We start from the raw sequence: 11,234 nt of genomic DNA, 5'->3' as shown, positions 1-11,234 counted from the left end.
GGCGAAGGCAAATGTGGCGGCCAATAACAGGCTGATTTAAGTACCTGATTTACTCAGATATACGTTATGCTAAAAGGGCCAAAAGGCCCTTTTTGTTTTAGGAGATAATGATGAGAGCAACACAAAACTCAGCATTTGGGATGGTGGGCTTAGGTCTTCGTCGAGAGATGCTTGATGAACTACTAGCGCATACACCAAAGCAAATTGATTTTATGGAAGTAGCGCCTGAAAACTGGCTTAAGCTGGGAGGGCGCTTTAAAAAACAATTTAAAACCTTAACTGACGCCAATAATTTTGTTTGCCATGGTTTATCGCTTTCTATCGGCTCGCCTGAATCTCTTGATATTGAATTTGTTAAATCGCTAAAAACGTTTTTTGATCAGCACAACATTAAACTATTCAGTGAGCACCTAAGTTACTGCTCTGGAAAAGGGCATATGTACGATTTAATGCCAATCCCTTTTACTGAAGATGCCATTGCACACGTTGTACCTCGCATCAAACAAGTGCAAGATATTTTAGATCGCCAAATAGCCATCGAAAATGTCTCCTATTATGCGGCGCCTGGCCAGCAGTTATCTGAGCTTGAATTTACAAACACGATTTTAGAGCAAGCCGATTGTAAGCTACTGCTTGATGTAAATAATATTTATGTTAATTCAATTAATCATGGCTACAACGCCGAAGCGTTTTTATTAGGGCTACCTTCAAAACGCATTGCATATGGACATGTAGCTGGGCACTACAATGAAGCCGATGATTTAATTGTTGATACCCACGGCGCTGAGGTTATTGACCCCGTATGGGATTTGCTTGATAAAGCGTACCAAGCGCATGGGGTGTTTCCTACCTTATTGGAGCGTGATTTTAATATTCCAAGTATAAATACACTTACAAAAGAGCTTGATATTATTCACGATTTACAAAATAAGCAGTTATGCGCATCGCCTACTCAGCAATTAGCATAAAGGAAGAAATATGAGCTTTATTGACAGCCAAAATGAGTTTATGGCCCACATACGTGAGCCTGAACATAACCCAAAGCCTAACGATATTGAAGATAGACGCATGGCGATTTACCGCGACTTATTTTTTAATAATATTGCAGGGTTCATCTCATCAGGTTTTCCGGTGCTTAAAACTTTATACACAAAGCAACAATGGCAAAAATTAATAAGGGCATTTTTTAGTGAGCATGACTGCAAGTCGCCTTATTTTTTAGACATAGCAGGGGAATTTATTAATTACTTATCGAGCAGCTATACCCTGCAAGAGTACGATTATGCATTTATGCTGGAGCTAGCACATTATGAGTGGATAGAGCTTGATGTTTCCGTGGCTAATGAAGATACCAACGAGCAACGCTTAAAAAGCACTGAACTAACCAGTTCTGAACTTTACTTATCGAGTGTAGCGCGTAATTTAAGCTACCAATATGCGGTGCAAAATATCAGCACAGAGTATAAACCCAGCACGCCATCTGAGCAGCCTAATTACTTTGTTGTATACAGAGATGATAACGACGACGTACAGTTTTTAGCCACAAATGCAATGACCGCCTTGCTACTTTCAATAATAGAATCTAATGCGGGCATTGAGTTTGAGAGTGTATGCCAGCAGGTTTTAGTCCACGCGCCTAATTTTAGCGAACAACAAATTGCGCATGGTGCGTTAAGTACGCTTAATGCAATGTGCGAGCGCGGTATTATCGTGACAAAAAATCAACATTAAGCTCTTTATAGATGTTTTTACTTCGTCTATCATGGCAGCCTTATTTGTCGTGCTTAAAAAAGGTTATACCAATGTCAGATGATAAAGACTTTAAAGATCCGTTTAACGCTACTTACTTTATTGCTTTTTTAGCAGTTTTTGTAGGTATTGGCTGTTTAAATGCGATTTTAGGCTGGATCACAAGCCTAACTTAAAGCTCCTTGCTCTATTAAGGCTGTTGTTTATATCAGCCTTAAGCTTCTTTTCTTCCTCCACCCTTATAATTTTCAAACCACCTTGGTATTAATAACAGCAAACTCGCATTTTAACGTCAGTTAAGGTTATAATCAGCTGCTTTGAAATATAAACTATTGAGCAATTAAACTTATGACTCAAGTAACACCCGCTATTATTAAAAACAGTATCGCAACCATTGCCGACTATCCTAAACCAGGCATTATGTTTCGTGATGTAACAACACTAATGGCAAATCCAGAAGCCTTTAAAGCAACAATCGATGCTTTTATAAACGAATATAAAAACCAAGGCTTTACAAAAATTATTGGTACAGAATCTCGCGGCTTTATTTTTGGTGCACCGCTATCTTACGCGTTAGGGATCCCTTTTATTCCTGTTCGTAAACCAGGCAAGCTACCACGCGAAGTGATTCGCCAAGATTACCTACTTGAATACGGTGAAGACACATTAGAGCTTCATGTTGATGCTATTGTCCCAGGCGACAAAGTATTATTAGTTGACGATTTATTAGCGACCGGTGGCACAATTGAAGCCACAGCAAAGCTAGTTGCAAAATTAGGCGGCACAGCCACTGATGCAGCGTTTGTTGTTTCATTACCAGAGCTTGGTGGTGAGCAGCGTATAGAAAAAATGGGTATTAAAATCTTAAAACTGGTTGAGTTTGAAGGCGAGTAATTGATGAGTTATCAGGTTCTAGCGAGAAAATGGCGTCCGCAAACCTTTCATGAATTGGTTGGCCAGTCTCATGTAAAGCAAGCGCTTGTTAATGCGCTAACGCAAAATAGACTGCATCACGCTTATTTATTCACTGGAACCCGTGGTGTGGGTAAAACGACCATTGCGCGTATTTTTGCTAAAAGCTTAAATTGTGATGAGGGTATATCGGCATCTCCTTGTGGGCAATGTAGCAGTTGTACTGACATAGAAGCAGGGCGATACATTGACTTGCTTGAAATCGATGCCGCTTCTCGCACCAAAGTAGAAGATACTCGTGAAATTCTTGATAACGTTCAATATGCACCCACGCGTGGACGTTACAAAGTATACCTAATAGATGAAGTACACATGCTCTCTAAGCATAGCTTTAACGCGTTATTAAAAACGTTGGAAGAGCCGCCAGAGCATGTGAAATTTTTACTAGCAACCACTGATCCGCAAAAGTTACCTGTTACCATTTTATCACGCTGTTTACAGTTTAACTTAAATGCACTTTCGCAAAGCGAAATTAAAACTCAGCTTGAGCATGTCCTTACTCAAGAGGAATTAAATTTTGATAAAGATGCGCTAAGTATTATTGCAAAAGCCGCCGATGGCAGTATGCGTGACGCGTTGAGCTTAACAGATCAAGCTATTGCGCAAACCAACGGCGACATAAACAATCAAGCCGTACAAGCTATGCTTGGTTTAATGGACACCCATTACAGCCAAAGTTTGCTTGCTGCTTTGTTAGCACAAGATGGTGGCGCACTGATGGACGAAATAGCCCAAGTAGCGAGCCGTAATCCTAACTATATTGCACTACTTGATGATTTAATTGCATTAACTCACCTTATTCAATTAACTCAGCTTGTCCCGCAAGCAGCGCAACTGGATGATAAAAACGCCGATTATGTTAGTCATGTTGCACAGCACACCCAGGCTCAACAAATTCAGGTTTATTACCAGTTACTGTTAAACGGTAAAAAAGACTTACAATGGGCGCCAGAGCCTCGTTTAGGCTTTGAAATGATAATGCTGCGTTTATTAGCATTTGAATCTGCAGGTACAACGTCTGCTCAATCGCTTCCTGAGCCTAGTGACACACCGAGTGCTGCAACGCCTGCGCCTACCAGTAGTAAAGGCCGTGCCGATGCGCTGCGTGATATATTAAATAAAAATAAAACACCATCGCAAGACGAAACCCCTGCTCCGCAAGTAATGGTTGAGAAAAGCCAAAATCAAAGCACTGCGCAAAGCCAAACAAGTGATGAACCAGTAGAGCAACCGCCCACAGAGCAGCTAACACGCTCGCCAAGTGAGCAACACAGCAACAGCGCATCACCTGCGGCTCAAAGCCCGCAAAACGATATACCGAGCCCTGTGCAGCAAAGTGAGCACATTGCTAAGAGTGACGATGCTGCTGAGCGCCAAAGTGAAGACGATGCTTATCTGCAACACAGTAATATGGAGCAAAGCTTAGCTGCACAATTTGATGATGTTATGAGCAGTGCGGTAGAGCAAGGTTATAACCCTGCACCTGTAGCGCAACACACACAACCCGCGCCTGAAAACGCCGATGCTAAAGATAGCAGTGTGCGTGAACAAGAAGCTCAAGCACAATCAGCAATTGCGCGAATTTTACGGGATAGAAATATATCGGGGGCAGGCAGGCTTTCAGGTGGGAGTGTAAATACCCCTGAGCAAGCGCAAACACCAAAAATGCCTGCTCAAGCTACGCCTAACAGCGAAGCAAAGCCACACAATACAAGCCCGCAAGCGAGTGAGTCACAAAACGATTCACCGCCATGGCATGACCATGCGCAAGGCGATAGCGAAAAAAAGCCAACGCTCCCAGTAACAGGGAGCCAAACGCCAGCTGAGCCAGTAACGCAAAGCCAGCCAGCGCGTAAGGTTGATTTTAAAGAAAAGCATCAAACAATTACTGAAAACTTAGCGCCTGAGCTGCTTGAGCAAATTAACCCGCAAAAAAAGCCTGAGGTAATAGAGCAAGAGCCCGCTATACCGGTTCCTGATGATTTTCAAAGCCCAATTAGCGAGATTAAATTTGCGCATCAGCAAGATGAGTGGGCTTATTTAATTAAGCGTATGGGGCTTGGTGGGCGAATGCGTCAATTTGCATTACACTCGATTTTTACCAAGCAAGGCGACAGTTTACATATTGACGTGGATGAATCGCAAAAACACTTAGATACGCCCATGCTTAGGCAAAAGCTCGATGCGGCGTTATCAAGTATATACGGGCATAACGTATCGCTGAGTATTAACTTTGCAAAAGGGGTGATTGACTCGCCTTATTTAATTCAGCAAAAAATAGATGCAGGGCGACACCAGCAAGCAATTGATGTGATCACATCTGATGAAAACATAGTACAATTTCAGCAGCTATTTAGCGCCGAAATTGACGAAAACAGTATTCAGGCATTGTAATTAAATACAATCGCCCTTATCTTCATGACAACTAGAGTTTAAAAGAAAGAGAGAAAATTATGTTTAAAGGTGGAATGGGTAACATGATGAAGCAAGCGCAGCAAATGCAAGAGCGCATGCAAAAAGCCCAAGACGAAATCGCGACAATGGAAGTTGTTGGCGAAGCCGGCGCAGGCCTTGTAAAAGTAACCATGCTTGGTAATCATAACGTGCGTCGTGTTGAGCTTGATGAAAGCCTTATGGAAGACGATAAAGACATGATTGAAGATTTACTTGCTGCAGCATGTAACGATGCTGTTCGCCGCGTTGCTGACGAAACGCAAGAGCGTATGGGCAAAGTAACTGGCGGTATGCAATTACCACCAGGTATGAAAATGCCGTTTTAAGCAAATATGCAACTTTCAGATAGTTTAACGCAGCTTATAGAAGCGCTACGTTGCCAACCGGGTATTGGTCCTAAGTCGGCTCAGCGCATTGCGTTTCATTTATTAGAGCGCGATCGTAAAGGCGGTACTCAACTTGGTAACGCATTGACCAAAGCCATGGGCGCGGTTGGGCATTGTCAGTCGTGCCGCACTTTTACTGAGCAAGCGCAGTGTGATATTTGCTTAAGTACAAAACGCCAAGACAGTGGTGTGCTGTGTGTTGTTGAATCGCCTACTGATGTGTTGGCAATAGAGCAAACAGGCCAATACCTTGGTTTATATTTTGTACTTATGGGACATTTATCGCCAATTGACGGTATCGGGCCTAAAGAAATTGGCCTTGATATACTTGAACAAAAGCTCTCGCACGGCGGTATTAACGAAGTGATTTTAGCAACCAACCCTACGGTTGAGGGCGAAACCACTGCACATTATATTGCCCAGCTTTGCCATAAATATAAAGTAGGGGCCTCGCGTATAGCGCATGGTATACCTGTTGGTGGCGAGCTTGATTTAGTAGATGGCACCACGTTAATGCATGCATTTAGTGGCCGCCGAGCGGTTATGCAGGACTAACACAACTATCTGAAATCGTTTTAAAAGCCTACATAGTAAAATATGTGGGCTTTTTTGTGTTTGCTTTTTTATTACCGTATAACGTGTGTGAGTTTGCCGGTAATCATATTAAATTAATAAATGAGTTAAACTTTGCGACGTTGTGTTATAAATTATTGACTAACAACAACTAGATAACGTGATAGTTGCACGGCTCACGCGCCTTAAAAATATCGCTCAAGTTGCTATAAAAACATCAGGAATTTATCTGATTAGTAAGGAGTACTATGCAAAATAATAAACACGACAATAAAGGCGGTTTACTCAGCAGTAAGCGCTTTTTACCGCTATTTGTAACGCAGTTTTTGTCGGCTATGAATGATAATGTGTATAAGCAATCCGTGCTTATATTGTTAGTGTTTCAAGCTGCAACCCTTGGCGATGGTGCGCTGTATTCAAACCTTGCAGCGGGCTTATTTATATTACCGTTTTTTTTATTCTCAGGAATGGCGGGGCAATTAGCCGAAAAAACAGAAAAATCAAAGCTGATCCGGCTTGTTAAATTTTGCGAAATACCGATTATGGTTCTTGGCGCAGCCTCTATTTTTACGCAATATGTGTGGCTAATGCTGACCACCGTGTTTTTTATGGGCTTGCAAAGTACTTTTTTTGGCCCGCTTAAGTATTCAATATTACCGCAGCATGTGGCACCTAACGAATTAACAAAAGCCAATGGTTTGGTTGAGTCTGCCACTTTTGTAGCTATTTTAATTGGTACTATTTTTGGCACCTATTACATTACTCAAACAACAGGTCCAACAATTATTAGTATTGCCGTGCTGATACTTGCGGTACTTGGCTTTTTCAGTAGCCGCTTTATTCCTATAAGCCAAGCCAATAATCCTAATTTGCACTTTACCTATAATATTTTTTCATCCACTAAAAATGTATTTAAAGCGCTTAATGCTCAAACAGAATCGGTTGGTAAATCGGTGTTGGGTATAAGCTGGTTTTGGCTAATAGGCGCGGTTATTTTAACGGCATTACCTAATTACGTTAAGCATGTAATGGGTGGCGATGAACTCGTGGTAACCAGTGCGCTGGTGGTGTTTTCGCTAAGCATTGCCGTGGGGTCTTTGTTGTGCGAAAAGCTCTCGCGCTCACGTATTGAGCTGGGCATTGTACCTTTTGGCGCTATTTTAATTACGCTATTTTTGTATTTATTAAGCCAAGAGCCGGCTATTAGTGAATATATCGCGCCCTCTGAAAATTTATTAACGCTTAAACAAGTACTCAATACAGGCGACATGGTATGGCATTTTGTTTGGATGGCAGGTATTGGTATTGCATCCGGTTTTTATACTGTGCCGCTGTATGCGCTTATTCAACAGCGTACCGAGGAGGCAAGTCGTTCACGGGTGATTGCTGCTAATAATGTGCTTAATGCGCTCTTTATGGTTGGCAGTGCCATATTAAGTATTGTAACGCTCTCTGTTTTAGAGTGGCATATTTCGTCGTTACTATTGCTTTTGGCGGGGCTTAATTTGCTTATTTCTATTTATATTTACACTAAGGTACCGGAATTTTTCTTGCGCTTTGTTATCTATATTTTAGCAATATGCATGTATCGCGTGCACACAAAAGGGCATGAAAATATTCCAAGCGAAGGCGCAGCCGTTATTGTAGCTAACCATGTAAGCTTTGTAGATTGGATGTTTATTTTAGCCACTTCGCCTAGGCCTATACGCTTTATGGTGTTTGCTCCCATTTATTACTCAAAAGCGCTGCATTGGCTATTTAAAATGGCAAAAGCTATTCCAATTGATAGCGAAAAAGCCAACCCAAAGGCGTTTGCAAAAGCATTTGATGAGGTTGCCGCAGCGCTTGAACGCGGTGAGTTAGTTGGTATTTTTCCTGAAGGAAAACTAACAAGTAATGGTGAAATGGACATGTTTAGGCGGGGCATTGAGCGCATTATAGCGCGCACACCTGTGCCTGTTGTGCCCGTTCACTTAGGTGGCTTGTGGGGCAGTATGTTTAGCCGTAAAGCCAAGTGGCAACTACCACGCCTTAAATGGTCTTTAGTATCGGTGAGTGTGGGAGAGCCGATTGAAGCTGAGCAGGTAAGTGCTAATTATTTACACGAACAAGTCAGCGCTTTAAAAGCCCAGCACGCTAAAAACACACCGTAATTTAACTCTAAAAGCCACATTTTTATGTGGCTTTTTATTTATGTCAGCGCAAAAGCTGCTTTTTTAAATTTTTCCCTTGAAGTTACTCCACCTCACCCCATATTAAGTGCATAACGCAGACACTTTGCTAATTGGAGATACATAAATGACTGCAGCACAAAAAGAAACATTAGGCTTTCAAACAGAAGTAAAACAACTATTAAACTTAATGATTCATTCGTTATATTCGAATAAAGAAATATTTTTACGTGAGCTTGTATCAAATGCATCAGATGCCGCCGATAAGCTACGCTTTTTAGCGCTTTCAAATGGCGACCTTTACCAAGGTGATGCCGATTTACGTGTACGTATTAGCGCAGATAAAGAGGCGAACACAATTACCATATCTGACAATGGTATTGGTATGACGCGTGAAGAAGTGATTAGCTCTTTAGGAACTATTGCTAAGTCGGGTACTGCTGAGTTTTTCAAAAACTTAACAGGTGACCAAAGTAAAGACTCGCAATTAATTGGTCAATTTGGTGTTGGTTTTTACTCAGCCTTTATTGTGGCTGATGAAGTGACAGTGCGCACGCGTAAAGCGGGTGAAACACAAGCGTACGAGTGGCAATCACAAGGTGAAGGTGAGTACACGTTACAAGAAATTGAAAAAGAAGGCCGTGGTACGGATATCATTTTACACCTGCGTGAAGAAGAAAAAGAATACGCGGATGAATACCGTTTACGTAGCATCGTTACTAAATACTCAGATCATATTTCTACGCCTGTACAAATGTATAAAGCAGAAGTGCCTGAGTCTGAAGGCGAAGACGGTGAAAAAATCCCAGCAGTTCCAGGTGAGTGGGAAAGCATTAACCGTGCAACCGCTTTATGGACACGTGATAAGTCAGAGGTTTCTGATGAAGAATACAAAGAGTTTTACAAGCATGTAAGCCATGATTGGGAAGAGCCGCTAAACTGGGCGCACAATAAAGTAGAAGGTAAAACTGAGTACACAAGCTTATTGTATATCCCTAAAAAAGCGCCGTTCGATTTATGGAACCGTGAGCGCCAAAGTGGCTTAAAACTGTATGTTCAACGTGTCTTTATTATGGATGACGCTGAGCAGTTTATGCCAAGCTACCTGCGCTTTGTAAAAGGCTTGCTTGATTCAAACGATTTACCGCTAAATGTATCGCGCGAAATTTTACAAGATAACAAAGTAACGCAAGCGATTCGTAAAGGGTGTACGTCTCGTATTTTAAAAATGCTAGAGCGTATGGCTAAAAACAAAGCCGAAGACTACCAAACATTTTGGAACGAGTTTGGCCAAGTAATCAAAGAAGGCCCAGCAGAAGATACAGCGAATAAAGAAGCCATTGCTAAATTGTTACGCTTCTCATCTACGCATACCGACTCAGAAACACAAGATGTATCGCTTGAGCAATACATTGAGCGTATGAACGATGAGCAAGATAAAATTTACTACGTAGTTGCTGATTCGTTTACAGCGGCTAAAAACTCGCCGCACTTAGAAATCTTCCGCAAAAAAGGCATCGAAGTATTATTACTAAGTGACCGTGTTGATGAGTGGATGATGAGCCACTTAACTGAGTTTAACGAAAAATCATTCCAGTCAATTACCCGTGGCGACCTTGATTTAGGTAAGCTTGACGACGAAGAAACAAAAAAAGCGCAAGAAGAGTCTGAAAAAGAAGTAGAAGGCTTAATTGAGCGCATTAAAAAAGCGCTAGGCGAAGAAGTTAAAGAAGTACGCTTTACGCATCGCTTAACAGACTCTCCTGCCTGTGTTGTTAGCGATGAGAACGACATGAGCTCGCAAATGCAAAAGCTTATGGAGTCAGTAGGGCAACCTGTACCAGAGGCTAAGCCAGTGTTTGAGCTTAACCCTGAGCATCAGTTAGTTAAGCACTTAAACGATGAGCAAGACGAAGATAAGTTTGCACAGTGGTCTCATGTATTACTAGACCAAGCTTTACTTGCTGAACGCGGTACATTAAAAGATCCTACCGGGTTCGTAACACGTTTAAACAAGTTAATGCTTGATTTAAATAAGTAAGGCTAACAGGCTCTTTTAATTGCTAAAAGAGCCTAAAATATAACCATAATTATAAAGGAAGCGTATGCTTCCTTTTTTTATGCGCTCTAAAGTAGGCAATTAGTATAAGTTGCTTGAGTATCTGCAGCGCTTGTGGAAGAATTCAGGCTTTAAAATAAATATCCATACTAGGGGACAATGATATGCGCATTATTCTTTTGGGCGCGCCAGGTGCTGGTAAAGGTACTCAAGCTCAGTTTTTAATGGACAAATACGGTATTCCACAAATTTCTACCGGTGATATGCTTCGTGCAGCCATTAAAGAAGGTACACCACTTGGCTTAGAAGCGAAAAAAGTAATGGATGCAGGTCAATTAATTTCTGACGATATCATCATTGGTTTAGTGAAAGAGCGTATTGCTAAACCAGACTGCGAACAAGGCTTTTTACTTGATGGCTTCCCACGTACTATTCCACAAGCAGATGCTATGAAAGAAAATGGCGTTGTGGTTGATCACGTTATTGAGTTTGACGTTGCTGATGAAGTAATTGTTGAGCGTATGGGTGGACGTCGCGTACATCCTGGCTCTGGCCGTGTTTATCACGTTGTTTACAACCCACCAAAAGTGGAAGGTAAAGACGATGAAACAGGCGAAGAGCTTATTATTCGTGCAGATGACACGGAAGAAACAGTTCGTAAACGTTTAGCTATTTACCATGAGCAAACTATGCCATTGGTTGATTACTACCAAGCTGAAGCGCAAGCAGGTAACACGCAGTACCATAAAATTGATGGTACGCAAGCTGTTGAAACAGTAAGCCAGCAACTAGCAGAGCTTTTAGGTTAATATAATCTAAACACAGCTTAGGTATTAAAAAACCGCCCTCGGGCGGTTTTTTTGTATTTAG

At 41.7% G+C, this 11,234-nt stretch carries 10 protein-coding genes; all 10 read left to right on the top strand.

Annotated elements, in window-relative coordinates; translation table 11 throughout:
* The first annotated feature begins 110 nt into the window (after positions 1–110).
* Positions 111–968 (top strand): HvfB family MNIO-type RiPP peptide maturase, encoded by an 858-nt coding sequence (locus CWB60_RS13240; protein ID WP_471861287.1) that lies wholly within the window; start codon positions 111–113, stop codon positions 966–968.
* Positions 969–978: 10 nt separating this feature from the next.
* Positions 979–1,731, top strand: coding sequence for an HvfC family RiPP maturation protein (locus tag CWB60_RS13235; protein ID WP_138578846.1), 753 nt, complete (start codon positions 979–981; stop codon positions 1,729–1,731).
* Between the two features lie 71 nt (positions 1,732–1,802).
* Complete coding sequence (locus CWB60_RS21080) at positions 1,803–1,925, top strand: hypothetical protein (protein ID WP_004588125.1); 123 nt, start codon at positions 1,803–1,805, stop codon at positions 1,923–1,925.
* Positions 1,926–2,097: 172 nt separating this feature from the next.
* Positions 2,098–2,643 carry an adenine phosphoribosyltransferase gene (gene apt, locus CWB60_RS13230; RefSeq protein ID WP_004588124.1) on the top strand — a complete coding sequence of 182 codons (546 nt, stop codon included), beginning with the start codon at positions 2,098–2,100 and terminating at the stop codon, positions 2,641–2,643.
* Between the two features lie 3 nt (positions 2,644–2,646).
* Complete coding sequence (dnaX, locus tag CWB60_RS13225; RefSeq protein WP_138578844.1) at positions 2,647–5,115, top strand: DNA polymerase III subunit gamma/tau; 2,469 nt, start codon at positions 2,647–2,649, stop codon at positions 5,113–5,115.
* Between the two features lie 59 nt (positions 5,116–5,174).
* On the top strand, positions 5,175–5,501 hold the full coding sequence (locus CWB60_RS13220; RefSeq protein WP_004588122.1) for a YbaB/EbfC family nucleoid-associated protein: 327 nt from the start codon (positions 5,175–5,177) through the stop codon (positions 5,499–5,501).
* A 6-nt stretch (positions 5,502–5,507) separates the two neighbouring features.
* Positions 5,508–6,116: a recombination mediator RecR gene (gene recR / locus CWB60_RS13215; protein ID WP_004588121.1), complete on the top strand. Its 609-nt coding sequence runs from the start codon at positions 5,508–5,510 to the stop codon at positions 6,114–6,116.
* Positions 6,117–6,382: 266 nt separating this feature from the next.
* Positions 6,383–8,287 carry an MFS transporter gene (locus CWB60_RS13210; RefSeq protein ID WP_138578842.1) on the top strand — a complete coding sequence of 635 codons (1,905 nt, stop codon included), beginning with the start codon at positions 6,383–6,385 and terminating at the stop codon, positions 8,285–8,287.
* Positions 8,288–8,432: 145 nt separating this feature from the next.
* Positions 8,433–10,346: a molecular chaperone HtpG gene (gene htpG / locus CWB60_RS13205; RefSeq protein WP_138628010.1), complete on the top strand. Its 1,914-nt coding sequence runs from the start codon at positions 8,433–8,435 to the stop codon at positions 10,344–10,346.
* Positions 10,347–10,528: 182 nt separating this feature from the next.
* Complete coding sequence (gene adk, locus CWB60_RS13200) at positions 10,529–11,173, top strand: adenylate kinase (protein WP_004588118.1); 645 nt, start codon at positions 10,529–10,531, stop codon at positions 11,171–11,173.
* Positions 11,174–11,234 lie beyond the last annotated feature (61 nt).

This window comes from Pseudoalteromonas sp. S327 (assembly GCF_005886415.1).
Taxonomy (GTDB): Bacteria; Pseudomonadota; Gammaproteobacteria; order Enterobacterales; family Alteromonadaceae; genus Pseudoalteromonas; species Pseudoalteromonas atlantica.
Note: the sequence above shows the minus strand (reverse complement) of the source record. Positions and strands in the feature narration are given on the sequence as shown.